Below are 24,442 nucleotides of genomic sequence, written 5' to 3'. Positions count from 1 at the left end.
CGTATGCGACTTCCACTCTCTCTAGTCTTGTTTGCCGGTGTGCTGATGACGGCGCTCGGCATGACATCCATAGAGGCTCGTGCGGATTTCCGCGTATGCAATGCAACCCAGAACCTGGTCGGTGTGGCTATCGGCTACCGGGCCAAGACCGGCTGGGTGACAGAAGGCTGGTGGCACATCGACGGATCGAGTTGCAAGACCCTGATCGAAGGGCCGCTGACCTCGCGCTATTATTACCTCTATGCCGAAGACGCCCAGGGCGGCGGACGCTGGGAGGGCAAGGTCAATATGTGCGTGGCCGAGAAGGAATTCCGTATTACTGGCGTCCAGGATTGCTTCGCGCGGGGATTCCAGCGCAACGGCTTCCAGGAATACGACACCGGGGAACAATCGAGCTGGATGGTTCAGCTCACCGATGAAACGCCGACAGAAAACCCCACCGTTACAGGAACGAATAGTCAATGAAGCGCAACCGCAAGGTCAAGATTCTCGCCACGCTAGGTCCGGCATCGGGTGAGGAAGCCGTCATCCGCAAGCTGTTTGAGGCAGGCGCGGATGTGTTCCGCATCAATATGAGTCATGCCGACCATGATCTGATGCGAACCCTGGTCAAGCGCATTCGTAATGTGGAAAAGGAACTGGGCCGTCCCATCGGCATCCTGGCTGACCTTCAGGGACCCAAGCTGCGCGTCGGCAAGTTCAAGGATGGCAAGGTCGATCTCGTTCCCGGCCAGACCTTCACCCTCGACAATAATGAAGCGCTGGGGGATGAAACCCGCGTTTATCTTCCGCATCCGGAAATTCTGGAAGCTGTCGAGCCGGGCCATCGCCTGCTGATCGATGATGGCAAGCTGCATCTGGTGGCCGAGGCGAGCGACGGCAAGTCGATCCGCTGCAAGGTGATTTCGGGCACACGGATTTCGGACCGCAAGGGCGTCAGCCTGCCGGATACGACGCTTGGCGTCGGCGCGCTGACGGAGAAGGATCGCCGCGATCTCGATGCCGTGCTGAAGGAAGAAATCGACTGGGTTGCGCTTTCCTTCATCCAGCGCCCGGAAGATCTGGCCGAAGTGCGCAAGGTTTCGCGCGGCAAGGTCGGTCTGATGTCGAAGATCGAGAAGCCGCAGGCTGTGACACGTCTTGATGAAATCATCGAGCTTTCCGACGCATTGATGGTCGCGCGTGGCGATCTCGGCGTTGAAATGCCGCTTGAAAGCGTTCCGGGCATCCAGAAGCAGATCACCCGCAAGGCCCGCCGCGCGGGCAAGCCGGTCGTTGTCGCGACGCAGATGCTGGAATCGATGATTACGGCTCCGGTCCCGACCCGCGCCGAAGTGTCCGATGTCGCAACCGCCGTGTTCGAAGGCGCCGACGCGATCATGCTTTCGGCGGAATCGGCTTCGGGCCAGTATCCGGTCGAAGCTGTCGCTACCATGAACCGCATCGCCGAGCAGGTGGAAAAGGAACCGACCTATTCGACCATCATCGACGCCCAGCGCGCCATGCCTGAGCCGACAGGCGCCGACGCCATTTCGCTCGCTGCGCGCCAGATCGCGGAGACGCTGAAACTTTCGGCCATCGTCACTTATACCGCTTCCGGCACGACGGGTCTGCGTGCCGCCCGTGAGCGTCCACGCACGCCGATCATTGCCCTCTCGCCGGTCGTCGATACCGCGCGCAAGCTGTCCCTCGTCTGGGGCCTGCATTGCGTCGTGACCGCCGATGCGCATGATCTGGAAGACATGGTCAACCATGCCTGCGAGATCGTCTTCCATGAGGAATTCGGCAAGGCCGGCGACCGCGTCATCATCACCGCCGGTGTTCCCTTTGGAACCCCCGGTGCGACCAACATGCTCCGCATCGCCTATATAGGTCCCGACGGCAAATCAGGCATCTAGACTGGCGATATTCCGGCCGTGACGGCCTGCAAATGGCGTTGTTTCGCGCTTCCGGTGCTCATGTACCCAAAAGTACATTCCGCTCCGGTTCTCAAACCCCACCATTTTCGACTCGTCACAGCCAGAATCTCATCCAGCCATGGCGCCCGGCATCCCAAAAAACGCGCTCCTTCGGGCGCGTTTTTTGCTTTGGATAAAGATGAATTGGAGGAGGCGGGGGGCTGCTTTAAGAGCCTGAATCAAAAAGCGTCATGTGTCTGCGAAATTGGTGATTTTCGAGCACTGAAGTGCAGACAAATTGTCATTTGCAGCTACGCAGGGGCGACTTCTGGAGCAGGATCTAAGTGCGCGTGTCGGTCAGTTCGTCCGCCAGATCATTGAAGTTTTTCTGGGCGTCGCGCATCATCGGATAGACGATGAGCGCCTGCTCATAGGCTTTCAGTGCCTGTTCCTTGAGGCCGCGCAGGCGCAAGATGGCCGCCATGCCCGTCAGGGCGCCATAATGACGGGGTTCCAGCTCCAGCGTACGATTGATGTCGTACATGGCGTGGGCATAGTCTTTTTGCAGGAAATAGACCGTCGCGCGGCGGTTCCAGGCTTCCGCATATTCAGGGTCGAGCGCGATGGCCTCGTCGAGGAAATCGATTGCCGACGGATAACGCCGCTCAAGCATGGCCGCATTGGCCCATTGCATCAGAAGATCGACCGTGGCGCTGCCGGATTGCGCCCATAGCGTATTGATCTGTGATGCAATGCGCCGCGCCTTGGCTTCATCCGTCGTGCGGCGCAGGTCGGCGAAAAGCGTGTCCAGGCGCTCTTCAGGTGTCTGCGCCGCGGTTGGCGCAGGTTTTTCCGGGGCGGGCTTCTGGTCGCTGTCCGGGCCGGTCTGAACGGGCGCCACAGGTGCTGTAAGCGGCACTTTGCCGGGCGCCATTTCGGCAAAAGCCGATGGCATCGTCGCACCAAGCGATGCGAGCACAGAAAAATAAATGAGACATGCAAAAACGTTCCGCATGCGCATAGATTTTATCATGCGCAGCGAAACGTCAAATGCAAAATCAGAAATAAGATTAGCCCTGACGAGCCTTGTAGCGCGGGGCGGTCTTATTGATGATATAAACGCGGCCCTTGCGGCGGACCAGCTGGCAGTCGCGATGACGGGCCTTGAGCGCTTTAAGCGAGTTCTTGATCTTCATGTCAATCACCGGTCTTGTTGGCCCGTTGACGTGCAGATGCCGCGGGGCTTCATAAAAACAGGCGCCCGAGGCGCCAATTGGTTACAGGCACTGTTAGATGCCCGAAGGGTCGGCCGAAATACACAAGGTTTCAGGCAAATGTCAACTCCTGAGCCGCAGATTCAAGGCGCCGGAGTTGAAATTCGTGGCAGGCGGCAGAAGATTCACCGGGAATCGACAGGATTCCCGGTAAACCCTATTTCGTACGGGTGTGGATACGCGTCACATGGCCCATCTTGCGGCCCGGACGTGCTTCCTTTTTACCGTAAAGATGCAGCACTGCGTTCTTTTCGGAGAGAATCGCAGGCACCTTTTCGATATCGTTGCCGATCAGGTTTTCCATCACGCAATCCGAATGCCGGTCGGTGTTGCCCAAGGGCAATCCGGCGACAGCGCGGATGTGCTGTTCAAACTGTGAAATGGCGCAGGCTGCTTCCGTCCAGTGGCCCGAATTGTGGACGCGCGGGGCGAATTCATTTGCCAGAAGCGTGCCATCGGCCAGGACGAAGAATTCAAGCCCCAGCACGCCGACATAATCAAGCGCGTTCAGAAGCTTTGTGGCGGCCTTGCGGGCTTCTTCCGCCGTGCTATCGGAAATGGCGGCGGGGACAGTCGACGTTGCAAGAATGCCGTCCTTGTGCACGTTTTCGGCAATATCGAAGATCGCGATGGTGCCGTTGCGGTCACGCGCTGCGATGACCGAGACTTCGCGCTCGAAATCGACGAAGCCTTCGAGGATTGCAGGGGCGCGATTGATCGCGAGAAGCGCCTTGTGGGCTTCCGTCTCGTCAAGCGATGTCAGGCGGACCTGCCCCTTGCCGTCATAGCCCAGACGCCGCGTCTTGAGGATGCCGCGCGCGCCAAGCGCGCCGAGAGCCGCGATCAGCGTTTCTTCGTCGTCCACAAGGCGCCAGGGCGCTGTCGCGATATCGCTTTCGTTGAGGAACTGCTTTTCCGTAAAACGATCCTGCGAAACTTCGAGTGCGGCAGGCGGCGGAAAGACCAGCGCCGTTTCGGCCAGCCTGTCGGCGGCGCTGACCGGCACGTTCTCGAATTCGTAGGTGATGACGTCGGAGCCTGCCGCAAGGTCTGCGAGCGCCTTCGGATTGTCATAGGCGGCCACAATCTGGCGATTGGCGACCTGTGCTGCCGGACAATCGGCCTGTGGTTCCAGGATTACGGTTTCAAAGCCCAGGCGTGCCGCAGCCATGGCAAGCATTCTGCCAAGCTGGCCGCCGCCGATAATGCCGATGGTTGCGCCGGGCCGAAGTGGAGAATTTTTCATGTCAGGCCTCGTTCGAAGGGCGCTCGGCCACGCTTTCCGTTTGCGCCGTGCGCCACTCGTCAAGGCGGGCGGCAAGCGCTTCATCATAAAGCGCCAGAACGGCTGCGGCGAGGAGGGCGGCATTGACTGCGCCAGCGCGGCCGATGGCGAGCGTTCCGACGGGAATGCCGACTGGCATCTGCACGATGGACAGAAGCGAATCCTGGCCCGAAAGCGCCTTGGACTGGACCGGGACGCCGAAGACAGGCAGCGGCGTCATGGCTGCGGCCATGCCGGGCAGGTGGGCCGCGCCGCCCGCGCCTGCGATGACGACCTTGAACCCTTCCGCCTTGGCGCCCTTGGCAAAGGCAACGAGCCGATCAGGCGTGCGATGCGCGGAAACGATCCGGGCATCGAAGGAAATGCCGAGTGCTTCCAGTGTGTCTGCTGCATGGCGCATGGTTTCCCAGTCGGACTGGCTTCCCATGATGATGGCGACATCGGCCGTAACGCTCATTGATCTTCCTGCTCCGCTTCTTTCATATGTGTTCGGGATGATATGAAAATGACAGAGCCGGGTGAACCCCGGCTCTGTCCTGGATCATTGTGGGCATTCAGGCGATGATGTCGGGGATGACCCGATCTTCCATCTCCTGCAACTTGTCCTTGATTGCGAGTTTTTTCTTCTTCATGCGCTGGACGCGCAATTGGTCGCAGCCAACCGCTATCATGGCGTTGATGGCAGCATCGAAATCCGCGTGTTCCTGTTTCAGTCGTGCGACGGCCAATCTGATTTCGGCCTGTTCCTGATCGGACATGCGGTGCCCCGTTCTGTTGAATAGTTTTACGGGCCGCGCCAAACCATGAAAGGTGCGGCGTCAGCCCGTTTCCGGCGAAGCCCTTATCACATTTTTCGCGTCAGGAAAATGCTACCACGACAAAATCGACTTTGCATCCAACTCGTGCCAAACTGTCATGGTTCTGTCATGGACGGCGGCTGTAGAAGGCGACAACAACACCGCATCCTTGGCAGCCGGGACTGCGTGTCTGGCCCGGAATACAGGAGGTGTGCCGGGCGTTTCATGCAGGTTGAATGGCGGGATGGCGGACAAACGGACAAACGAGGTTCGCGCTGTTCCGTAAAACCAGGGAAATCAACCAAAGGAGATCTGATGATGGCCATCGAGTCCCATCTTGCCACGCTCGAAAAGAAGCATGGCGCTCTGGAGCAGGAAATTTCCGAAGCCATGGCGTCACCGGCGATGGACGACCTGCACGTTGCATCTCTCAAGCGCAAGAAGCTTATGCTCAAGGACCAGATTGAAAAACTGAGATCCCAGGTAACACGTCACTGACAGGGAAGCCGCGCTTCGATCGCGGTTCGACAAGGCGTCTCAAGCCATCGATACAGGAGGCCGAACGGCTTTGACGAGCCGTGCGCGTTCTTGTCGGGACTACGGCATGCTTTATGAATGGCAGGGCCGTTCGCATCGGGTGAGATGCCGGAATGCAGTCTTGGCGGCTGTGCCTCAGCCGCCAAACAGATTGATTAAACTCTTTGATCAGCTCTATTTTTCAACGTCCGTCATCCTTCCGTCTCTGCCCTGGGGTCAAGGTTCAGCGCTTCGGGTGTTGCACCGCGTTCGGAAGGCATGCTCTTGAACTGATCCTTGTCTTCCTTTGGAACGGAAGCGCGCTTGCGGGAGCGGAACAGGGCGTAGCCGGTGATGGAGATATGCGCGAGCATGGTGACGGCGAAGAGGCCGGACGGCCAGAAGATATCCATGGCCGCCGCCGCCAGCAGCGGCCCGAGCATGGTGCCGAAACCATAAAGCAGCAGCAGCCCGCTTGATACTTTCACAAAGCTTTCCGATGTTGCGTGATCATTGGCATGGGCGACGGCAACGGGGTAAAGCGCATAGGCGAGCGCTCCATAGCAGCCGGTCATCGCGATGATGACGGGGCCGCTGGAAGGCGCGAGAAGAAAGGCTGTGAGCCCGACCAGGGCCGCCAGCGCCGCTACGCTTGCCAGCACGAAACGCCGGTCGACCAGATCGGAAATGCGCCCGATCGGAATCTGCATCAGGGCACCGGCTGCTATGGTGACGCTGACCATCACGGCGATTTCGGTGGTCGAAATGCCTGACTTTGCCCCGAAAACAGCACCCAGCGTCCCCCAGGCACCATTGGCGATGCCGATCAGGATGCAGCCCACGAAAGCCGCAGGGGAGTTGCGATAGAGCGCCTTGAGATCGAGTTGCACCTCGGTCAGCGGCTTGGGGCTCACGGCGGTGGAGATCGCGGTTGGAATAAGGGCCAGGCAGAAAAACACGCCGCAGATCATGAACAGGTGGTCCGAGCGTACATTGCCTGCCGCCACCAGCATCTGGCCGGTCATGGTGGCCCCATAATTGACCATCATATACATGCCGAAAATCTTGCCGCGCGTTTCGTTGGTCGCGCGCTCGTTCAGCCAGCTTTCGATGACCATGAAGGCACCGGCCATGGAAAAACCGGTGAAGGCGCGCAGCAACACCCAGATCGTTGCATCCACGAAAATGCCGGACAGAAGGGCGATGATCGCCGCCGACGCCGCAAAACAGCCAAATGCCCGCACATGGCCGACGCGCCGCACAAGGCGCGGGGCGAAAAGACAGCCAGCCACAAACCCGCCGGCCCAGGTGGTGCCGAGCATGCCGAGCGATGTGACCGAAAAGCCCTCCGCGCCACCGCGCAGCGGCAGCAGAAGGCCATGAAGTCCCGAAGCGATGAGGAGGAAGGCTGTGCCGCAGAGAAGGGCCAGAACCTGGATATAAATACGCAAAATTTCATTCCCGAAATCTGGAGGCCGCGATCATGGCCAAATTTGCGGAAGCCTCCATAGGCTTCTCAAGGCTGGGGCTGGTTTTGAAATCGGATTCCGATCAGAGTCCAAAGCATTTTGCCCGGAAATGGTTCCCGACCGGTTTCCATTTCCGGGATTGCCTCATCGAAACAATGCTTCCGCCGCAGCGCGGCTGTCACCCTTCTTGAGGCGTTCTGTCTTCAATCGCTCTATTTCGGATTGCAGCAGGGCAATGCGCTGGTCGATCTCCGTGACCGAAAGCAGAGACAGTTCCTCCTCGCTCAATGCCACGCTGTTGCGGGGCTTCACCACATCCTCATCAAAACCGCTCATAGCCGTCCTCCGTGGTCAATGATGGCTCAGAAAAGATTTAACACCTTGAATCGTCGCATATATATTCGGGAAAATCGATGACCATTTCCCTAATGCCATGTCTTGCATCCGCCATGCGGCATTTCTGCGACGGTGCGTGGGGCTAGAGCATTTTCGAGCCAAAAGTGTGAAACGGTTTTGCGTTCGGAAATGCGGCAAAAACAAATAGATAGAGCGGTTCCAACGATTCCGCTAAAACAGGAACCGCTCTAGAAATCTGAATGGAGTCTTGAACATGATGTCCGACTTGCCTTCCCGGATGACCGCGATCGAAATCTCCGAGCCGGGCGGACCGCATATGCTGCGTCCCGTGCAGCGCTCGGTGCCGGACCCGAAGGAAGGGGAAATTCTGGTGCGGGTGCGTGCGGCCGGTGTCAACCGGCCCGATGTGTTGCAGCGACAGGGCCACTATGCGCCGCCGCCCGGCGCGTCGGATATTCCAGGGCTGGAGATTGCCGGTGATATCGTCGCGGTCGGCAGCGGCGTCAAGCGCTTCAAGATTGGCGATCAGGTGGTCGCGCTGCTGGCCGGTGGCGGCTACGCCGAATATGCCGTCGTGCATGAAACCAATGCGCTGCCGCTGCCTTCCGGCTATGGCTATATCGAGGCGGCGGCGATCCCCGAAACTTTCTTCACCGTCTGGCACAATGTGTTCGAACGCGGCGGGCTGAAGAAGGGAGAGGTTTTTCTGGTTCATGGCGGGTCGTCCGGTATCGGCACGACGGCGATCCAGCTTGCAAAGGCATTTGGCGCGACGGTGATCGCCACCGCAGGATCGAAGGAAAAATGCGATGCCTGCGTGAAGCTCGGCGCGGATCGCGCCGTCAATTACAGGCAAGAGGATTTTGTCGCGGTCGTCAGGGAAATGACCGGGGGCAAAGGCGCCAATGTGATTCTCGACATGGTCGGCGGTGATTATGTCGAACGCAATTACAAGGCAGCCGCCGAGGACGGACGCATCGTGCAGATCGCGTTTCTCAATGGCGCGAAGGCCACGGCCAATTTCGCGCTGTTGATGACCAAGCGCCTGACCCATACCGGTTCCACGCTGCGTCCGCGCGCCGTTGACTTCAAGGCCGGCATCGCGCGAGAACTGGAGGCGAAGGTCTGGCCGCTTCTGGCGCAGCGCCGTGTTGCGCCGGTGATGGACATGATCTTTTCGCTCAAGGACGCCTGGCGCGCGCATGAGCGCATGGAGGAGGGGAAGCATATTGGCAAGATCGTGCTTGATATTGCTTAAGCTCCAGAGCCATTCTTGCCCTCGCGACAAAAAAACGATATATAGGCCGTGATTTCCCGGAAATTGTGGTTTTGCCCACGTCCCGCGCCACCGGAGCGGACGAACAGAAGGATTATATCTAATGGCCACCCAGCTTCTTATGCCGAAGGCAACGGCCGTTTGGCTTGTCGATAATACGGCGCTGTCGTTTGACCAGATTGCCGCTTTCTGCAAGCTGCACCCGCTGGAAGTGAAGGCTATTGCCGATGGTGAAGCCTCTCAGGGCATCAAGGGTCTGGACCCGGTCATCACCGGCCAGATTTCGCGTGAAGAGATCGCGAAAGGCGAAAAGGACCCTTATTACCGCCTGAAGCTTTCCGAGCCGAAGGTGCGTGTGCCGGAAGCCAAGCGCAAGGGCCCGCGTTACACGCCGCTTTCCAAGCGTCAGGATCGCCCGAATGCGATTCTGTGGCTGGTGCGTAACCATCCGGAGCTGAAGGATGCGCAGATTTCGCGCCTGATCGGCACGACCAAGTCGACCATCGAGCAGATTCGCAACCGCACGCACTGGAATTCGGCCAATCTGACCGCGATGGACCCGGTGACGCTCGGCCTCTGCTCGCAGATCGATCTCGATATCGAAGTCGAACGCGCCGCGCGCAACCGTCCGGCCGCACCGGAATCGGACAGCACCCTGTTGCCTGCTTCCGCGACCGAAAATTTCGATTATCGCGACGAGCAGCCTGCCGAAGAAGAGCTGGACGCAGACAAGGTTTTTGCCAAGCTTTCCTCGCTCAAGGGTTCCAACACGGACGACGAAGACGACGAAGAATAATCGAAACCAGTCCGCCTGTGATCCAGCGGGCGGACTGTGCTTCGGCGTTACAGATAACCCGGCGCAGGCCGGGTCAGGCTGCTGACAAACCTCCGGCAGGGTCAAAATGGGCTCAGATTCACGGAACGTCACAGATTCAAAACGTGAACAGATCGGAATCAAAACCCCTCGTTTTTGACTGCGGCCAAAAATCGAGGGGTTTGTCATCAATCTGACCCGGCGCAGGCCGGGTTTTTATTTGGGAAGTTCGATAGGGATGCCGGATGAGGTGGCGCGTGCCAGAAGCTTGCCATCCTCGCTCAGAAGCTCGGCTTCCATGAAAACGACCGAGCGCCCACGATTGACCACTCGTCCTTCGGCGATGACGCGTCCGGGCTGCACCGGGCGGATGAAACTCACATTGAGATCAATGGTCGAGGCCAGATATTGCCCGCCGGTCAGCGCATAAAGTGCCGGCACCATCGTATCGTCGAGCATGGCAGCAACGATCCCGCCCTGAACCGTGCCGCGCGGGTTGAGCATCCGCTCGTCAGGATGGAAAGCAAGCCTGATCGTGCCCTTCTCCTCATTGACGTCGATCAGTTCCCAGCCAAGCAGTTGCGCGGTGGGCGGCGGCACGAGATTTTTGAAAATGTCTTTCATGGTCTTCTCCCGGATTACGGGGCGAAGATAATGAAGGATGCCTGGCAGGAGAAGATAATTTTACATTGACGTAAAAGTAAATTTTGGGGAAGCCGAATTGGAGGGAGCGGGAGACGGAGCCTGGCTGTGTTGGCTGGCTCAGGAGCGCGGAAAGGATGTCCGGCCCGATCCGCGGCTTTTCCCGCTTTCGATTGAGGCCGGCTGGATCATGCTTCAGTCCTTGAAGGCGTTGTATTCGCTCAATTCCATGAGGCGATAGAAATCGGCGAGCGTCTTGCCGCGTTCGGCCCGGAAGAGACGGCCCGCATCATTTGCTTCCATGATCCGATCCGTGCGGAATGTGCGGAAAGCATTGCGCAATTCGCACCAGCCGATCACCGTCCAGACCTTGCCCCAGAACCACAGGCCGAGCGGACGAATATCACGCTCGCTTTCGCGCGATTCCAGATCGCGGTAGCGAATATTGAGCACATTGCCCCGATCGACGGCGCGCTCCACCGCATCGATGATGCGGCGTTCGTCCATGCTGATGCTGGCCGTCGGCGCATGAATCTGGGTGCCGGTGATGCGGGCGCGCTCTTCCTTCGGCAGAACGGCCTCGATCTTGACCAGAGCCTCTTCCGCGCCGCGCGCCATGGAAACGCCGCCCCATGCGCGGATAAGGCGTGCACCGGCGACGAGCGCGACAATCTCGTCGCGCGTGAACATGAGGGGCGGGAGTTCAAAACCCTGCCGCAGAATATAGCCGACCCCGGCTTCGCCATCGATGGGAACGCCGGTGGATTGCAGATCGGAAATGTCGCGATAGATGGTGCGTTCGGAAACTTCCAGCCGTTCGGCCAGCTGGCGCGCGGTGACAAGCCTGCCACCACGCAGGTGCTGGACAATCTGGAAAAGGCGGTCCGCGCGGCGCATCCCGGTCTTACTCTCCGTTACAATAGCTGGTTTTGCGCTGTTCCAGATAGCGGTCCGGCCAGCCCAGATCCTTGCGCAGGTCCTTCGGCAGACCGTCGAGGGCGCGCTGCGTGCGGACAAACCGGCGGCGTTCATCCTGCCTGCGCCTGTATGCCTTCAAAACTGCGATCAGTGGTGCGATTGCGAGTGCCATGGTGATAACTCCCTCATCCTTGGATACGCAATATCGCACACCCCTCCTGACAGCTATCTGTCAGGAGCAAATGTCTGGCTTATTATCTGCCTGATGATGCGGGATCGCAACCTCACCCCTCATAGCGGGGCGCTGCCATATAGCCGGAGTTGCACTGCATGGAGCGTGGACCGGCGAAAATCGCCGGTCAATCGCTTCGGCCTCACTCGGTCAGTCGGTCAGGCGGTCAGACAAAGGCGAGGCCGGTGTGACGCTCGCGCAGGACGGCGCTGATTTCGTCCAGAATGGCCGGATCGTCGATGGTCGCGGGCAGCTTCCATTCCTGGCCGTCGGCGATTTTCTGGATGGTGGAGCGCAGGATCTTGCCGGACCGGGTCTTCGGCAGACGCTTGACCGTGAGCGCCAGACGGAAGGCGGCGACCGGGCCGATGGCGTCGCGAATCATGCTGACGCATTCCTTCTCGACCTCCTTGGGATCGCGGTCGATATTGGATTTCAGCACGAGGAAACCGCAGGGAACCTGTCCCTTGAGTGGGTCGGATATGCCAAGCACCGCGCATTCCGCCACATCGGGATGGCTGGAGAGAACCTCTTCCATCGCGCCCGTGGAGAGGCGGTGCCCGGCGACATTGATGATGTCGTCGGTGCGGCTCATGATATAGAGATAGCCGTCCTCGTCCATATAGCCCGCATCGGCGGTCTTGTAGTAACCCGGAAACTCGTTGAGATAGGCCTTGCGGAACCGCTCGTCGGCGTTCCACAGCGTCGGCAGGCAGCCGGGCGGCAGCGGCAGCTTGATGAGGATATTGCCGAGCGTGCCGCGTTCCACTTCATGCCCCTCATCGTCCAGCACGCGAATGTCATAGCCCGGAAGGCAGACGGCAGGCGAGCCGTATTTTGTTTCCAGAAGGCCAAGGCCGAGCGGATTGGCGACCATCGGCCAGCCGCTTTCCGTCTGCCACCAATGGTCGATCACCGGACGGCCAAGCAGGTTTTCGGCCCAATGGATCGTGTCGGGATCGGCGCGCTCGCCGGCAAGATAAAGGGCGCGGAATCCGGAAAGATCGTGGCGGCGCACGAAATGCCCGTCGGCGTCCTCCTTCTTGATGGCGCGCAGCGCCGTCGGCGCGGTGAACATCACCTCGACACCATGTTCTTCGATGATGCGCCAATATTCGCCCGCATCCGGGGTGCCGACAGGCTTGCCTTCAAAGAGAATGCTGGTCGCGCCAAGGAGAAGCGGCGCATAGACGATATAGGAATGGCCGACGACCCAGCCCACATCGGATGCCGCCCACCACACCTGGCCGGGCTCGACGCCGAAGACATGTTTCATCGACCAGACGAGCGCCACCATATGCCCGCCATTGTCGCGCACGACGCCTTTCGGCTCGCCGGTCGTGCCGGAGGTGTAGAGCACATAGAGCGGGTCTGTCGCGGCCACCGGCACGCAAGGGACATGGCGGCCACGCGCGGCATCGACGGCTTCGCGATAATCGATGTCGCGTCCGGCCACCGGCTCGTGGCCATGCTGCTCGCGCTGGAGAATGATGCAATGGCCGACCTTATGGCGGGCAAGCGCAATCGCCTTGTCGAGCATAGCCTGATAGGGCACCACGCGCGTCGGCTCGATGCCGCAGGAACCGGCAATAATCATCACGGGCTTTGCATCGTCAATGCGGGTGGCAAGTTCATTGGCGGCAAACCCGCCGAACACGACGGAATGAATGGCCCCGATGCGCGCCGAGGCGAGCATGGCAACGGCTGCTTCCGGCACCATCGGCATGTAGATGAGAACGCGGTCGCCCTTCTTCACGCCGTTATCCAGCATGACGGCGGACAGCGCCTCAACCTCTTCCAGAAGCGCGCGATAGGTGAACTTGCGCAGCGTGGCCGTGACCGGGCTTTCATAGATCAGCGCGACCTGATCGCCGCGCCCGTTGGCGACGTGGCGGTCGAGCGCATTGTAGCAGGTGTTGCATTCAGCCCCGGCGTACCAGCGGCCATAGACGCCTTCGTCGCCTGCGAAAACCTGTTCCCACGGCTTGAACCAGTCTATTGCCGCCGCGGCATCCGCCCAGAAGCCTTCGGGATCGTTCTGCCATGCGGCATAGGTTTCGGCATATTTCGAAGTCATGCTGTTCCTCCCAGAAACACGCGCAAGGCCTTATCGATAAGGCGCTGTTGCGTCGTGATTAGTCTCAGGATGAAAGCGCCAGATCGGCCTGTTTGCGGCCCATCTCCTCCATGCGCTTTTCATCGCCTCCATGCGACAGTTTAAGCCCAGCAGGGAAACTTCGTCCATGGAACTTAAGATGAAGATCGCAGCCCCGGTAGAAAGCGGCGACATTTTGCGTCCTCGCCTTGCAGTATCCCCAGTGCTGGGCCACAAGGAGGCAGAGAGGTGCCTTGTGACCAAAATCCTGCCCCTATTGCTGGTTCTCCTGATGGGATTGCACATCATCAAACCATTCGGCCTGCCGGGGCTGAAGCGGCGCAGCGATTTCTGGAAAATCGGTGTGATTTCCATCCTGGCCATGGCGCTGGCGGTGGGCTTCCACCTGCATGAGGGGTGAAAAGGCGGCTCAAGCCGCTTCAGCCGCCTTTTCCATATCCTTCTTCCAGCCGCCGGTAGCGGCAAGGCCGTTCATCCTCGCCCGGTGCGCGAAAGCACGCTCGCCGGCCGCGATGTTCTCGTCCTTGCCGCCCCAGGCCTCCAGTGCTGCTGCCTGCAATGCACGGCCATAGGAGAAGGTCATTTTCCATGGCATGTCGAAGCCCGCATTCATCGCGGACAGATGGGCTGTGGCCTCTTCGCCCGTTTGTCCGCCGGAAAGGAAGGCGATGCCCGGAACCGCTGCCGGAACCGTGTTGCGGAAACAGCGCACGGTTTTTTCCGCCACTTCCTCGACGGAAGCCTTGCGGGCGTTCTTCCCGTCGATGACCATGTTCGGCTTGAGGATCATGCCTTCCAGCCTGACGCGCGCGTCATAGAGTTCGGTAAAGACGGTTTTCAAAACCCATTCCGTCACGTCATAGCAGCGGTCGATGGTATGGTTGCCCGGCTTGCCGTCCATCAGCACTTCCGGCTCGACGATGGGGACGATGGTCGCTTCCTGACAGAGCGCTGCATAGCGGGCCAGGGCCTGCGCGTTCTGTTTCACCGCGCACCATGTGGGCAGGCCGTCCGAAATGGAAATTACCGCGCGCCATTTTGCAAAACGCGCGCCAAGGCCGTAATATTCGGCCAGCCGCTCCCGCAGGCCGTCGAGCCCCTCGGTGATGGTTTCGCCCTCGAAAGCTGCAAGCGGCTTTGCACCCGCATCCACCTTGATGCCGGGAATGGCGCCCGCCCTGCGAATGATGTCAACAAGCGGCGTGCCGTCGCGGGCCTTCTGCCGGATAGTCTCATCATAGAGAATGACGCCTGAAATATAGTTCTTCATCGCATCGTCGGCGCGCAACAGCATCTCGCGATAGTCGCGGCGTGTGTTCTCCGTCGAGGCAAGGTTGATCGCGTCAAAGCGCTTCTTGATGGTGCCGGAGCTTTCGTCCGCGGCCAGAATGCCCTTGCCCTTCGCCACCAGAGAAATCGCAATATCTTCAAGACGTTCGGTCATTCGCAATGCTCCTTCTGTCAGAGATGCGGAAAGTGTCGGGTAAAACTGTGGCAAGCACAAGTCATTGAAACGGTTGAAATATTTTTCAAACGGTTTAGCCATTATCCGATCGTCTTTCCGCCGTTTCCGGCAAAAGGCGTCTTGATATTCGCCAATCGACCCCATGTAAGAAACCAGCGAGGTAACTCTGCCCGTTTTCGAGTATGAGGAGGAGATATGCGACACGCCCTTTTGAGCCTGCCGCTCGTTCTGGCGGCATCGATGGTTGGCCTGCCGGTGCCGGGCGCTTCGGCTGAGAGCATCAATGCCGGAGACAGACAGGCCGAAACAAACGTTCCATTTACGGTAACGCCGGTTGGCGAATTCGATACGCCGTGGGCGATCGCCTTCCTGCCGGATGGGAGGCTCCTTCTGACCGAGAAGGGGGGCAGGATTTTCATCGTCACGCAATCGGGTGAGAAGACCGCCGTGAGCGGCGTGCCGGAAGTCGCCTTTGGCGGCCAGAACGGCCTGCTTGATATCGCGCCTGCACCGGACTTCAAGAAGAGCAGGGCGGTCTATTTTTCCTATAACGAACCGGCGAAGAATGGCAGCAGCGTGGTGCTGGCGCGTGGCGTGCTGGAGGAAGGCGACGGCAAGGCCGCGCTGAAGGACAGGACGACGATCTGGAAACAGGATGTGGCGGCTCGCGGCGGTCAGCCGGGCGGCATTATCGCATTTGCACCCGATGGCAGGCATCTGTTCTTTTCCGTCGGCGATCGTATGCAGCCGGCGACAGCGCAGGACGATGCGGCTCCGATGGGGAGAATCCTGCGTATGAATCCGGATGGTTCGGTGCCGAAGGACAATCCCCATGCCAGCGAAGGCGGTATTCGTGCGCTGACCTGGTCGACCGGCCACCGCAACCCGTACGGGCTGGCTTTCGGCCCCGACGGAAAGCTCTGGGAGCATGAGATGGGGCCGCGTGGCGGTGACGAGTTCAATCTCATCAAGCCCGGTCTCAATTACGGCTGGCCGCTGGTCTCCAATGGCGACAATTACAGCGGCAGGCCGATCCCGCGCCACAAGACGCGGCCCGAATTCGAGCCGCCGCTGGTCTATTGGACGCCGGTGATCGCCCCGGCAGGGCTGGCCTTCTACGAGGGGGACATGTTTCCCGACTGGCGCGGTTCGGCGCTGATCGGAGGGCTTGCCTCCACGGCGCTGGTGCGGGTCGAGATCGACAAGGATGGCAAGGCGGATGAGGCCGGGCGCTTTGAAATGGAAAACCGTATCCGTGATGTGACTGTCGGGCCGGATGGCGCCATCTGGCTGATCGAGGATGATAATCCGGGGCGGCTTTTGAAACTGACGCCCAAAAAATAAGCCCGGCGGCAGCCGGGCTATGTGGGCATGATTTATCGCATTATTTCTTCAGCACATCGACGCCGGGAAGCGGCTTGCCTTCCATCCATTCGAGGAAAGCGCCGCCAGCGGTCGAGATATAGGTGAAGTCGTCGGCCACGCCCGCATGGTTGAGGGCTGCGACCGTGTCGCCGCCGCCGCCGACCGAAACCAGCTTGCCTGCCTTGGTGCGGGCTGCGACATGCTTTGCGGTCTTGACCGTCGCCGCATCGAACGGATGCAGTTCGAAGGCGCCAAGCGGGCCGTTCCAGACCAGCGTTGCCGCATCGTCGATGGCCGAGGCGATGAGATCGGTCGAAAGCGCGCCCGCATCGAGGATCATGCCGTCGCTCGGCACCGAATCCACGCCATAGGTCTGGTGCGGTGTGTCGGCGGCAAAGTGCCAGCCCACGACTGCATCCACCGGCAGGATGATCGCGCATTTGGTGGTTTCGGCCTTGGCCATGATTTCGCGTGCGGTCGAGGCCAGCTCATGCTCGCAGAGCGACTTGCCGACATCGTGGCCCTTGGCTGCAAGGAAGGTATTGGCCATGCCGCCGCCGATGACGAGCGCATCGACCTTTTCAATCAGGTTGGACAAAAGGTCGAGCTTGGTCGAAACCTTGGCGCCGCCGACAATGGCGACGACCGGACGGGCCGGATTGCCAAGGCCTTTTTCGAGTGCTTCCAGTTCGGCCTGCATGGCGCGGCCGGCATAGGCGGGCAGGACATGGGCCAGGCCTTCCGTCGAGGCATGGGCGCGGTGCGCGGCGGAAAAGGCGTCGTTCACATAGAGATCGCCATTGGCGGCAAGCGCCTGCACGAATTCAGGATCGTTCTTTTCCTCGCCCTTGTGGAAACGGGTATTTTCCAGAAGCAGGACATCGCCGTCCTTGAGCGCATCGACGGCGGCCCTGGCCTTGTCGCCGATGCAGTCCTCGGCAAAATGAACGCCGTGACCCAGAACTTTGGACAGCGGCTTCACGACATGCTTCAGCGAGTTTTCATCCGAGGCAACGCCCTTCGGACGGCCGAAATGGGCAAGCAGGATGACTTTCGCGCCCTTCTTCGACAGTTCCGCGATGGTCGGAACGATGCGCTCGATGCGGGTAAGGTCGGTGACTTCGCCATTGGCCATCGGCACGTTGAGGTCCACGCGGACCAGCACGCGCTTGGACTTGACGTCGGCATCATCGAGAGTGCGGAAACCCATGAGTTTTCTCCCTGAACATTGTTCCGGCAGCCATCGAGCAATCTTGCTCAGACAGGCACCCGCCGGAAAAGGGTTGGATAATCGGTGACGAGCCCGTCTTCATCGACAGGCAATTCGGCGGTGAAGGTGCGGTCGGCTGCCTCGTAGCGATAGCGTCGCCCTTCCTCAAGGCAGGTGTAACGCTGCGTGTCGCGGAACGGGCGAAAACTGTCAAACGGCACGTATAGCATTTCGAGCTGCACCGTGCCGCTTTCGGGCGTGAGGCCAAGACGGCGGATGGGCAGCGTGTTGGTGAAGGGCGTCCCCGCCAGATCGATATCGATACAGCCGTCGAACTGCGGCAACGGATCGCCCGCCATCGTGTTCCAGCGGCCATCGCCATCGGAAACGAGCTCCAGCCGCTGGCCGGATGTGGTTTCGATGAGGAAATGGAGGACATGCCAGGCGCTGCTGCAATCGATGCTGTAGCGCAGGCCGTAGGGGTTGCCGCCGCGGTCGCCAATCACCACGCTTTCAGCGCGGATGGTGCGGCCGGTGGGGCCGATATTGAGATGTTCGAGCCCTTCTCCTTCCAGCGGACGCCAGCGCGCAACGGTGGGGAGAAGGGCGCGAAACATGGTTGCAGGCTTAGATCAGCTTGCCGAAGGCGACAGCGGTATCGCCCATGCGGTTGGAGAAGCCCCACTCATTGTCGTACCACGTCAGGATGCGCACCATGGTGCCTTCCATGACCTTGGTCTGGTCCATGTGGAAGACGGAGGAATGCGGGTCGTGGTTGAAGTCGTGCGAGACAAGCGGCTCGTCCGTGTAGCCGAGGATGCCCTTGAGGCGGCCATTGGCGGCTTCGCGGATGGCATTGTTGACTTCATCGACAGTCGTTTCGCGCTTGGCGATGAAGGTGAGATCGACGACCGAGACGTTCGGGGTCGGCACGCGGATGGCGACGCCATCGAGCTTGCCCTTCAGTTCCGGCAGAACGAGGCCGACAGCCTTGGCTGCGCCCGTCGAGGTCGGGATCATGGAAAGGGCGGCTGCGCGGGCGCGGTAGAGATCCTTGTGCATGGTGTCCAGCGTCGGCTGGTCGCCCGTATAGGAGTGGATCGTGGTCATGAAGCCCTTTTCGATGCCGATGACATCGTTGAGAACCTGGGCCACCGGCGCAAGGCAGTTGGTGGTGCACGAAGCGTTCGAAATGACCTGATGGTCCTTGGTCAGCTTGTCGTGGTTGACGCCATAGACGACCGTGAGGTCAGCGCCGTCGGCAGGCGCCGAAACGATGACGCGCTTGGCGCCGGCTTCAAGATGAAGGGCTGCCTTGTCGCGCGCGGTGAAGATGCCGGTGCATTCGAGCGCGATATCGACGCCTTCTTCCTTCCACGGCAGTTCGGCCGGGTTGCGGACGGCGTGAACCTTGATCGGGCCGTAGCCGACGTCGATCGTGTCGCCTGCAACCTTTACTTCCTTGGGGAAACGGCCATGAACGCTGTCATAACGCAGAAGATGCGCATTGGTTTCGACCGGGCCGAGGTCGTTGATGGCCACGACCTGAATGTCGGTGCGGCCCGACTCGACGATAGCGCGAAGGATGTTGCGGCCAATGCGGCCAAAACCGTTGATTGCGACGCGAACTGCCATTTTCTCTTAATCTCCCGATAGGGTTCTGCACCTTGCGATGCGTTCAGAGCATTTCCAGCAAAAGTGCGAAGCGGTTTTGCGTAGGATAATGCGACGAAATAAATGTTTAGAGCTGTTCCAGCGACTCCGTTTCAACTGGAACCGCTCTAAACCGGACTGATAGGTCCAAAACAAGAAACGCCGGCGCTTTGCCGCGCCGGCGTTTTCAAAATCATGCGGCGTTGAGCTTCTTTTCCGCAGCTTCGGCGGCATGTTCCGCCGTGATGCCGAAATGCTTGTAGAGATCGTTGATCTCGCCCGAAGCGCCGAAGCCCTTCATGCCGATGAATATGCCGTTTTCGCCGATGAAGCGTTCCCAGCCAAGCGAGATGGCCGCTTCGATCGCCACCTTGACCGGCGCATCGCCGATGGTGGCATCCTTGTAGGCATCGCTCTGCTGTTCGAAAAGCTCGAAGCAAGGCACCGAAACAACGCGGGCAGGAATGCCCTTGCCTTCCAGCAGGTCGCGGGCCTTGAGCGCGATTTCCACTTCCGAGCCGGTCGCGAAGATCGTCACCTTGGCGTCGTTGCTCGCGGCGGCAAGCTCGTAGGCGCCGAATGCGCAAAGGTTCTCGTCGCGATGCTCGGTGCGCACCGTCGGCAGGTTCTGGCGGGTGAGCGCCAGCGTCGAGGGGGTCGTCTTCGAATGCAGGGCGATCTGCCAGCACTCCGCCGCCTCGACAGCGTCGGCCGGACGGAACACATTGTGGTTCGGAATGGCGCGCAGCGCAGCCAGATGCTCGACCGGCTGGTGGGTCGGGCCGTCTTCACCAAGACCGATGGAATCATGCGTCATGACATAGACGACGCGGATGCCCATCAGCGAGGAAAGACGCATGGCCGGACGGCAATAATCCGAGAAGCACATGAAAGTGCCGCCGTAAGGGATCAGGCCGCCATGCAGCGTCATGCCGTTCATGGCCGCGGCCATGCCGTGCTCACGGATGCCGTAATGGACGTAACGCTGGCCGTAATCTTCCGGCGTAATCGCCTTGGTCTGGCTGGTCTTGGTGTTGTTCGAGCCGGTGAGATCGGCGGAACCGCCGATGGTTTCCGGCACGACGCCATTGATGACTTCCAGAGCCATTTCCGAAGATTTGCGGGTTGCGACCTTCGGCTTGTCGGCGGAAAGCTTCTTCTTGTATTCGACGATGGCGGCATCGAAATTGGAAGGCAGTTCGCCACGCATGCGGCGCTCGAATTCGGCGCGGGTTTCCGCGTCGACGGCGGCCAGGCGCTTTTCCCATTCCTGACGCTTCTTGGCTGCATTGAGGCCGGCCACGCGCCATGCATCGAGAACTTCAGCCGGAACGACAAAGGGTTCCGCGCTCCAGCCAAGCGCCTTGCGGGTGGCGGCGATTTCTTCCGCGCCCAGAGGCGAACCATGCACCTTGTTGGTGCCGGCCTTGTTCGGTGCGCCGAAGCCGATGGTCGTCTTGCAGGCGATCAGCGTCGGGCGGTCCGAAACCCTGGCCAGTTCAACCGCCTTGGCGATCGCATCCTGGTCGTGGCCGTCAACCGCCATGGTGTTCCAGCCGGAAGCGGCGAAACGGGCAGGCTGGTTGGTATTGTCGGAAAGCGTGATCGGGCCGTCGATGGAGATGTTGTTGTCGTCCCAGAACACGATCAGCTTGTTGAGCTTCAGGTGGCCCGCAAGCGCGATGGCTTCCTGGCTGATGCCTTCCATGAGGCAGCCGTCACCGGCGATCACATAGGTGTAGTGGTTGACGAGGCTGTCGCCGAACTGCGCATTGAGGATGCGTTCGGAAAGCGCCATGCCGACGGCGTTGGCAATGCCCTGTCCGAGCGGGCCGGTCGTGGTTTCGATGCCGGCGGCGTGCCCGTATTCCGGGTGGCCTGCGGTGCGGCTGCCAAGCTGGCGGAAATTCTTGATCTCGTCGATGGTGATGTCTTCGTAGCCCGAAAGATAGAGCAGCGAATAGAGCAGCATCGAGCCGTGGCCGGCGGAAAGCACGAAACGGTCACGATCCGGCCAGTGCGGGTTCTGCGGGTCGTGCGAGAGAAAACGGGTATAAAGCGTCGTCGCTATATCGGCTGCACCCATTGGCAGTCCGGGATGGCCCGAATTGGCCTTCTCGACCGCGTCCATGGACAGGAAGCGGATTGCGTTGGCCATCTGGTTTTGTTTGTCGGAATTGGTCATGGTCTCAGCCGTCTTTCCTTGGGAGGGGTTAACGGGGTTGCGGCGATGCCTTTTGCCTGAGCACGATGCGTGTCCAAAACGGCGTCATGCGTTTCGGGATCATGCTCCAGAAGGCACCGGGACACATAGCACCTGCGTATAAGGAGTCAATAAACCGATGAGTTTTGGGCAATAAACTGTCCGCGACTAATCGATTGAGTTGTGCGAAAAGCTGTTGGACAACCACTGAAAAGCCGTTTTTGCATCGATAACGGTGCATGAACGTTCACATAAGCCCCTCATTTGTTGCTTATCGGACGGGCGATTATTACAATCTTTTCAAAGATGCCCGTCCCGCAGGCGCGATTCGATACCCAGGTCTGGCGCGCGAATTGGTCCGCGAATTGGCATTGGAAAGGATATGGATGGCACCCGATACGACCCTCAGGCAAGTCTTGGAACGGCTGGAAAAGGCACTCAATACGCTTGAACAGGCGGTCGATCTGCGGCTGGACAAGGAAGGCGATTTCGCCGAGGCCGAGGAGGAGGTGCAGCGTATGAATGCGGATCGCAGCCGTCTCGCCCAGGAACTCGACCAGTCGGAAGCGCGCGCCGAGCGGCTGGAAGCCGCAAACCGAGAGGTTTCGCGCCGCCTCGTGACTGCGATGGAGACAATCCGCGCCGTTCTGGACCGATAGGAGGCTACCATAGCGACCGTAACCGTTACCATCGATGGCAAGGCCTACCGCATGGCCTGCGACGAAGGACAGGAAGAGCATCTGTCCGGGCTCGCCGACCGTTTCGATCAATATGTCACGCATCTGAAAACCGCCTTCGGCGAGATCGGCGACCTGCGCCTGACCGTCATGGCCGGGATCATGGTGATGGACGAGATGGCGGAAATGCAAAAGCGCATCAGCGGCCTGGAGAGGGAGGTCGAGACGCTGCGCCGCGCGCGCGATGAGGCGCTTGGCCGGGCCGACAGCAACGATGCCGCCCTGACCGGCATGCTGTCGGATGTGGCGTCGCGCCTGGAACAGGTGGCGTCGCGCATCGCCCCCCGCAACAGCTGATCCTGTTCGCGTTTTTCCGAAAAGATTTCCTGTTGAGCCCGTCCAAGCCACTGGTGTTCGCATCAGGCAGGTACTATATTGGCGCTTGGCGAACTGCGCTTCCCGACAGGTGTAACAGCATCCCCGGGGCCTTATTGATCTCTAAGGGAGCTGTCCCTGTGAAGGCTTGCGGGCTTTCGCATATGGCGCCCACCTACTTTGTAGGTTCCCGGGATCAATCACTACCATCGGTCGTCGTGGTCGCCGCTTTCTTCCTTCTCCTGCAAAATCTGTGCCTGCGGCGGGGCGATCTTGTCCCGGCCGGTGCAATGCACCCATCGATCACTTGACGGATCGGCCCTTTGCGGTTCCACTGCATGATGCAACGCGACATCAGGAAGAGGCTTGGAATGACGGCAACGGAGCGCAGCCCCGGTCTGGAAAAGCAGGAGCTTAGACGCAAGGTCCTGGCGGTTCGCGATGCGCTCGATCCGCGCTTTCATTACGAGGCTTCGCTGGCCGCCGCCAAAAAGGGCGAGGCGGCAATCAATGTTCCCAAAGGCACGTTGATTGCGGGCTACTGGCCGATCCGCTCCGAAATCGATCCGCGCCCATTATTGTCGGCGCTTCGCGCCAAGGGCGCGCGGCTTTGTCTTCCTGTCGTTCTGGACAAGGAAACAATCGTCTTTCGCGAATATCTGCCTGACGCCAGGTTGCGCCAGACGGGTTTCGGCACGATGGGGCCGGGAGACGATGCGCCGGTGGTCGATCCGGCGCTCATGGTGATGCCGCTTGCGGGCTTCGACCGGCGCGGGTATCGGCTCGGCTATGGTGCCGGACATTACGACCGTGCGCTGGCGCGTTTCACCGAGCGGGGCCTGCAACCGCTTCTGATCGGCATGGCCTTCGACTGCCAGGAGGTCGAGCACGTGCCCGATGAGCCGCATGATATCGCGCTCAACCAGATACTGACCGAGAGCGGCTTGCGTTCGCTCGGCGCAGGTTTATAAGGCAATCTCATGAGATTGCTTTTTCTTGGTGATATGGTGGGCCGGTCGGGCCGCACCGCAGTATATGAAAAACTGCCGGGGCTGATTTCCGATCTGAAGCTGGACTTCGTCATCGTCAACGGTGAAAACGCCGCGGGCGGTTTTGGCATTACGGAAGAGATTTTCCACGATACCATTCGTGCGGGCGCCGATGTCGTCACGACCGGCAACCACGTCTGGGACCAGCGCGAGGCGCTGGATTTCTCCAGGCGCGAAGACCGCTTTCTGCGCCCGGCCAACTTTCCGAAAGGCACCGCCGGAAAGGGGGAGGGGCTTTACATCGCCAAAAACGGCGCGCGCGTTCTGGTGTCGAATGTGATGGGCCGCGTGTTCATGCATCCCGATCTCGATGATCCGTTCATCGCGGCCGAGAAAATCCTCGAAGCCTGTCCGCTTGGCGAACAGGCCGATGCCGTCTTCTTCGATTTCCATGCCGAAGCGACGAGCGAAAAGCAGTGCTTCGGTCATTTCGTCGATGGCCGCGCCAGCGCCGTTGTCGGCACGCATACGCATGTCCCGACCGCCGATTGCCAGATTTTGCGCAACGGCACGGCCTATATGTCCGATGCAGGCATGTGCGGCGATTACGATTCCTCGCTCGGCATGGACAAGGAAGAGCCGCTCAACCGCTTCCTGTCGAAAGTGCCGAAAGGGCGTTTCGAGGCGGCAAATGGTCCGGCGACCATCTGCGGTGTCGGCATGGAGATTTCCGACCGCACGGGGCTGGCCGAAAAGGCCGCTCCCTTGCGCATCGGCCCGCATCTGGAAGAAACCATTCCGGCATTCTGGCGATAACGTCTTATTTTCAGTCGAAGCATGATGTTATCTGTTGGCGACGCTCTATTGTCGTCCCGCAGCTTTCTGCCGGTTGAACGGGCTTTTGGCGTTCC

At 59.9% G+C, this 24,442-nt stretch carries 27 protein-coding genes and 1 other RNA gene; 12 read left to right on the top strand and 16 right to left on the bottom strand.

The features are described from left to right. The first annotated feature begins 3 nt into the window (after positions 1 to 3). Both AVM02_RS05475 and pyk read left to right on the top strand, forming a co-directional pair. Positions 4 to 465 (top strand): DUF1036 domain-containing protein, encoded by a 462-nt coding sequence (locus AVM02_RS05475; RefSeq protein WP_411505973.1) that lies wholly within the window; start codon positions 4 to 6, stop codon positions 463 to 465. Then, positions 462 to 1,898, top strand: a complete 1,437-nt coding sequence (gene pyk / locus AVM02_RS05470; RefSeq protein ID WP_411505972.1) for a pyruvate kinase — start codon at positions 462 to 464, stop codon at positions 1,896 to 1,898. The genes AVM02_RS05475 and pyk overlap by 4 nt, the downstream gene beginning before the upstream one ends. Positions 1,899 to 2,238: 340 nt before the next feature. Here pyk and AVM02_RS05465 read toward each other — a convergent pair whose 3' ends face one another. The 5 genes from AVM02_RS05465 to AVM02_RS05445 form a co-directional block, all read right to left on the bottom strand. Continuing rightward, a complete protein-coding gene (locus AVM02_RS05465) occupies positions 2,239 to 2,931 on the bottom strand; it encodes a tetratricopeptide repeat protein (protein ID WP_411505971.1) in 693 nt (230 codons plus the stop codon). A gap of 37 nt (positions 2,932 to 2,968) precedes the next feature. Further along, positions 2,969 to 3,094: a type B 50S ribosomal protein L36 gene (ykgO, locus tag AVM02_RS05460; RefSeq protein WP_006467766.1), complete on the bottom strand. Its 126-nt coding sequence runs from the start codon at positions 3,092 to 3,094 to the stop codon at positions 2,969 to 2,971. 235 nt (positions 3,095 to 3,329) lie between these two features. Continuing rightward, the gene (locus AVM02_RS05455; protein WP_411505970.1) at positions 3,330 to 4,418 is read right to left on the bottom strand and encodes a 5-(carboxyamino)imidazole ribonucleotide synthase; all 1,089 of its coding nucleotides are present in this window, start codon (positions 4,416 to 4,418) and stop codon (positions 3,330 to 3,332) included. A gap of 1 nt (position 4,419) precedes the next feature. Then, the gene (gene purE, locus AVM02_RS05450; protein WP_411505969.1) at positions 4,420 to 4,914 is read right to left on the bottom strand and encodes a 5-(carboxyamino)imidazole ribonucleotide mutase; all 495 of its coding nucleotides are present in this window, start codon (positions 4,912 to 4,914) and stop codon (positions 4,420 to 4,422) included. Between the two features lie 97 nt (positions 4,915 to 5,011). Next, a complete protein-coding gene (locus AVM02_RS05445; RefSeq protein WP_006471281.1) occupies positions 5,012 to 5,215 on the bottom strand; it encodes a YdcH family protein in 204 nt (67 codons plus the stop codon). Positions 5,216 to 5,569: 354 nt separating this feature from the next. Here AVM02_RS05445 and AVM02_RS05440 point away from each other — a divergent pair, with 354 nt between their 5' ends. Further along, entirely contained in the window at positions 5,570 to 5,752 is a 183-nt protein-coding gene (locus AVM02_RS05440) for a YdcH family protein (RefSeq protein WP_411505968.1), read from the top strand. Between the two features lie 230 nt (positions 5,753 to 5,982). Here the strand turns inward: AVM02_RS05440 and AVM02_RS05435 are convergent, their stop codons facing one another. Continuing rightward, positions 5,983 to 7,221 (bottom strand): MFS transporter, encoded by a 1,239-nt coding sequence (locus AVM02_RS05435; protein ID WP_411505967.1) that lies wholly within the window; start codon positions 7,219 to 7,221, stop codon positions 5,983 to 5,985. 162 nt (positions 7,222 to 7,383) lie between these two features. Next, entirely contained in the window at positions 7,384 to 7,575 is a 192-nt protein-coding gene (locus AVM02_RS05430) for a DUF1192 family protein (protein ID WP_278526752.1), read from the bottom strand. A 274-nt stretch (positions 7,576 to 7,849) separates the two neighbouring features. Here AVM02_RS05430 and AVM02_RS05425 point away from each other — a divergent pair, with 274 nt between their 5' ends. Both AVM02_RS05425 and AVM02_RS05420 read left to right on the top strand, forming a co-directional pair. Then, on the top strand, positions 7,850 to 8,854 hold the full coding sequence (locus tag AVM02_RS05425) for an NAD(P)H-quinone oxidoreductase (protein ID WP_411505966.1): 1,005 nt from the start codon (positions 7,850 to 7,852) through the stop codon (positions 8,852 to 8,854). A 121-nt stretch (positions 8,855 to 8,975) separates the two neighbouring features. After that, positions 8,976 to 9,668 carry a DUF1013 domain-containing protein gene (locus tag AVM02_RS05420; protein WP_411505965.1) on the top strand — a complete coding sequence of 231 codons (693 nt, stop codon included), beginning with the start codon at positions 8,976 to 8,978 and terminating at the stop codon, positions 9,666 to 9,668. A 234-nt stretch (positions 9,669 to 9,902) separates the two neighbouring features. On the opposite strand, the gene AVM02_RS05415 is transcribed toward AVM02_RS05420, so the two are convergent. From AVM02_RS05415 to AVM02_RS05400, 4 genes are all read right to left on the bottom strand, one after another. After that, entirely contained in the window at positions 9,903 to 10,310 is a 408-nt protein-coding gene (locus AVM02_RS05415; protein ID WP_411505964.1) for a PaaI family thioesterase, read from the bottom strand. Between the two features lie 213 nt (positions 10,311 to 10,523). Further along, complete coding sequence (locus tag AVM02_RS05410; RefSeq protein ID WP_411505963.1) at positions 10,524 to 11,225, bottom strand: helix-turn-helix transcriptional regulator; 702 nt, start codon at positions 11,223 to 11,225, stop codon at positions 10,524 to 10,526. A gap of 7 nt (positions 11,226 to 11,232) precedes the next feature. Further along, on the bottom strand, positions 11,233 to 11,418 hold the full coding sequence (locus AVM02_RS05405) for a hypothetical protein (RefSeq protein WP_411505962.1): 186 nt from the start codon (positions 11,416 to 11,418) through the stop codon (positions 11,233 to 11,235). A 226-nt stretch (positions 11,419 to 11,644) separates the two neighbouring features. Beyond that, positions 11,645 to 13,555 carry a propionyl-CoA synthetase gene (locus tag AVM02_RS05400; protein WP_411505961.1) on the bottom strand — a complete coding sequence of 637 codons (1,911 nt, stop codon included), beginning with the start codon at positions 13,553 to 13,555 and terminating at the stop codon, positions 11,645 to 11,647. A 178-nt stretch (positions 13,556 to 13,733) separates the two neighbouring features. Between AVM02_RS05400 and AVM02_RS05395 the strand changes: the two genes are divergently transcribed. Beyond that, positions 13,734 to 13,994, top strand: coding sequence for a hypothetical protein (locus AVM02_RS05395; RefSeq protein WP_411506015.1), 261 nt, complete (start codon positions 13,734 to 13,736; stop codon positions 13,992 to 13,994). A gap of 9 nt (positions 13,995 to 14,003) precedes the next feature. Here the strand turns inward: AVM02_RS05395 and AVM02_RS05390 are convergent, their stop codons facing one another. Beyond that, the gene (locus AVM02_RS05390; protein WP_411505960.1) at positions 14,004 to 15,038 is read right to left on the bottom strand and encodes a class I fructose-bisphosphate aldolase; all 1,035 of its coding nucleotides are present in this window, start codon (positions 15,036 to 15,038) and stop codon (positions 14,004 to 14,006) included. A gap of 216 nt (positions 15,039 to 15,254) precedes the next feature. Between AVM02_RS05390 and AVM02_RS05385 the strand changes: the two genes are divergently transcribed. After that, positions 15,255 to 16,403, top strand: coding sequence for a PQQ-dependent sugar dehydrogenase (locus tag AVM02_RS05385; RefSeq protein ID WP_411505959.1), 1,149 nt, complete (start codon positions 15,255 to 15,257; stop codon positions 16,401 to 16,403). A 40-nt stretch (positions 16,404 to 16,443) separates the two neighbouring features. On the opposite strand, the gene AVM02_RS05380 is transcribed toward AVM02_RS05385, so the two are convergent. The 4 genes from AVM02_RS05380 to tkt all read right to left on the bottom strand — a co-directional run bounded on the left by AVM02_RS05380 (position 16,444) and on the right by tkt (position 21,472). After that, on the bottom strand, positions 16,444 to 17,634 hold the full coding sequence (locus AVM02_RS05380; RefSeq protein ID WP_411505958.1) for a phosphoglycerate kinase: 1,191 nt from the start codon (positions 17,632 to 17,634) through the stop codon (positions 16,444 to 16,446). A 47-nt stretch (positions 17,635 to 17,681) separates the two neighbouring features. Continuing rightward, positions 17,682 to 18,251, bottom strand: a complete 570-nt coding sequence (locus AVM02_RS05375) for a putative glycolipid-binding domain-containing protein (RefSeq protein ID WP_411505957.1) — start codon at positions 18,249 to 18,251, stop codon at positions 17,682 to 17,684. Between the two features lie 10 nt (positions 18,252 to 18,261). Then, positions 18,262 to 19,269: a type I glyceraldehyde-3-phosphate dehydrogenase gene (gene gap / locus AVM02_RS05370; protein WP_411505956.1), complete on the bottom strand. Its 1,008-nt coding sequence runs from the start codon at positions 19,267 to 19,269 to the stop codon at positions 18,262 to 18,264. Between the two features lie 211 nt (positions 19,270 to 19,480). Continuing rightward, positions 19,481 to 21,472: a transketolase gene (tkt, locus tag AVM02_RS05365; protein ID WP_411505955.1), complete on the bottom strand. Its 1,992-nt coding sequence runs from the start codon at positions 21,470 to 21,472 to the stop codon at positions 19,481 to 19,483. 404 nt (positions 21,473 to 21,876) lie between these two features. On the opposite strand from tkt, the gene AVM02_RS05360 reads away from it, so the two are divergent. The 5 genes from AVM02_RS05360 (at position 21,877) to AVM02_RS05340 (ending at position 24,347) form a co-directional block, all read left to right on the top strand. Beyond that, entirely contained in the window at positions 21,877 to 22,149 is a 273-nt protein-coding gene (locus tag AVM02_RS05360; protein WP_094540354.1) for a DUF4164 domain-containing protein, read from the top strand. Positions 22,150 to 22,158: 9 nt separating this feature from the next. Continuing rightward, positions 22,159 to 22,524, top strand: coding sequence for a cell division protein ZapA (locus AVM02_RS05355; protein ID WP_411506014.1), 366 nt, complete (start codon positions 22,159 to 22,161; stop codon positions 22,522 to 22,524). Between the two features lie 87 nt (positions 22,525 to 22,611). Next, positions 22,612 to 22,770, top strand: a non-coding RNA gene (gene ssrS, locus AVM02_RS05350) — 6S RNA. Between the two features lie 143 nt (positions 22,771 to 22,913). Next, a complete protein-coding gene (locus AVM02_RS05345) occupies positions 22,914 to 23,513 on the top strand; it encodes a 5-formyltetrahydrofolate cyclo-ligase (RefSeq protein WP_411505954.1) in 600 nt (199 codons plus the stop codon). 9 nt (positions 23,514 to 23,522) lie between these two features. Further along, entirely contained in the window at positions 23,523 to 24,347 is an 825-nt protein-coding gene (locus AVM02_RS05340; protein ID WP_411505953.1) for a TIGR00282 family metallophosphoesterase, read from the top strand. The last annotated feature ends 95 nt before the right edge of the window (positions 24,348 to 24,442 follow it).

The organism is Brucella anthropi (genome assembly GCF_046630315.1).
Lineage (GTDB): Bacteria > Pseudomonadota > Alphaproteobacteria > Rhizobiales > Rhizobiaceae > Brucella > Brucella anthropi_A.
The sequence above is the reverse complement of the archived record's forward strand: the minus strand, read 5'-3'. Positions and strand labels throughout refer to the sequence as shown.

Excerpts from the sequence above, each read along its gene's own strand:
- AVM02_RS05475 (WP_411505973.1), top strand. The coding sequence starts at position 4 with ATGCGACTTCCACTCTCTCTAGTCTTGTTTGCCGGTGTGCTGATGACG.
- AVM02_RS05415 (WP_411505964.1), bottom strand. The coding sequence starts at position 10,310 with ATGAAAGACATTTTCAAAAATCTCGTGCCGCCGCCCACCGCGCAACTG.
- AVM02_RS05385 (WP_411505959.1), top strand. The coding sequence starts at position 15,255 with ATGCGACACGCCCTTTTGAGCCTGCCGCTCGTTCTGGCGGCATCGATG.
- AVM02_RS05345 (WP_411505954.1), top strand. The coding sequence starts at position 22,914 with ATGACGGCAACGGAGCGCAGCCCCGGTCTGGAAAAGCAGGAGCTTAGA.
- AVM02_RS05420 (WP_411505965.1), top strand. The coding sequence starts at position 8,976 with ATGGCCACCCAGCTTCTTATGCCGAAGGCAACGGCCGTTTGGCTTGTC.
- tkt (WP_411505955.1), bottom strand. The coding sequence starts at position 21,472 with ATGACCAATTCCGACAAACAAAACCAGATGGCCAACGCAATCCGCTTC.
- AVM02_RS05455 (WP_411505970.1), bottom strand. The coding sequence starts at position 4,418 with ATGAAAAATTCTCCACTTCGGCCCGGCGCAACCATCGGCATTATCGGC.
- AVM02_RS05360 (WP_094540354.1), top strand. The coding sequence starts at position 21,877 with ATGGCACCCGATACGACCCTCAGGCAAGTCTTGGAACGGCTGGAAAAG.
- AVM02_RS05425 (WP_411505966.1), top strand. The coding sequence starts at position 7,850 with ATGATGTCCGACTTGCCTTCCCGGATGACCGCGATCGAAATCTCCGAG.
- AVM02_RS05405 (WP_411505962.1), bottom strand. The coding sequence starts at position 11,418 with ATGGCACTCGCAATCGCACCACTGATCGCAGTTTTGAAGGCATACAGG.
- pyk (WP_411505972.1), top strand. The coding sequence starts at position 462 with ATGAAGCGCAACCGCAAGGTCAAGATTCTCGCCACGCTAGGTCCGGCA.
- AVM02_RS05465 (WP_411505971.1), bottom strand. The coding sequence starts at position 2,931 with ATGATAAAATCTATGCGCATGCGGAACGTTTTTGCATGTCTCATTTAT.
- purE (WP_411505969.1), bottom strand. The coding sequence starts at position 4,914 with ATGAGCGTTACGGCCGATGTCGCCATCATCATGGGAAGCCAGTCCGAC.
- AVM02_RS05440 (WP_411505968.1), top strand. The coding sequence starts at position 5,570 with ATGATGGCCATCGAGTCCCATCTTGCCACGCTCGAAAAGAAGCATGGC.
- AVM02_RS05380 (WP_411505958.1), bottom strand. The coding sequence starts at position 17,634 with ATGGGTTTCCGCACTCTCGATGATGCCGACGTCAAGTCCAAGCGCGTG.
- AVM02_RS05390 (WP_411505960.1), bottom strand. The coding sequence starts at position 15,038 with ATGACCGAACGTCTTGAAGATATTGCGATTTCTCTGGTGGCGAAGGGC.
- AVM02_RS05340 (WP_411505953.1), top strand. The coding sequence starts at position 23,523 with ATGAGATTGCTTTTTCTTGGTGATATGGTGGGCCGGTCGGGCCGCACC.
- AVM02_RS05375 (WP_411505957.1), bottom strand. The coding sequence starts at position 18,251 with ATGTTTCGCGCCCTTCTCCCCACCGTTGCGCGCTGGCGTCCGCTGGAA.
- AVM02_RS05410 (WP_411505963.1), bottom strand. The coding sequence starts at position 11,225 with ATGCGCCGCGCGGACCGCCTTTTCCAGATTGTCCAGCACCTGCGTGGT.
- AVM02_RS05430 (WP_278526752.1), bottom strand. The coding sequence starts at position 7,575 with ATGAGCGGTTTTGATGAGGATGTGGTGAAGCCCCGCAACAGCGTGGCA.
- ykgO (WP_006467766.1), bottom strand. The coding sequence starts at position 3,094 with ATGAAGATCAAGAACTCGCTTAAAGCGCTCAAGGCCCGTCATCGCGAC.
- AVM02_RS05445 (WP_006471281.1), bottom strand. The coding sequence starts at position 5,215 with ATGTCCGATCAGGAACAGGCCGAAATCAGATTGGCCGTCGCACGACTG.
- AVM02_RS05395 (WP_411506015.1), top strand. The coding sequence starts at position 13,734 with ATGAAGATCGCAGCCCCGGTAGAAAGCGGCGACATTTTGCGTCCTCGC.
- gap (WP_411505956.1), bottom strand. The coding sequence starts at position 19,269 with ATGGCAGTTCGCGTCGCAATCAACGGTTTTGGCCGCATTGGCCGCAAC.
- AVM02_RS05400 (WP_411505961.1), bottom strand. The coding sequence starts at position 13,555 with ATGACTTCGAAATATGCCGAAACCTATGCCGCATGGCAGAACGATCCC.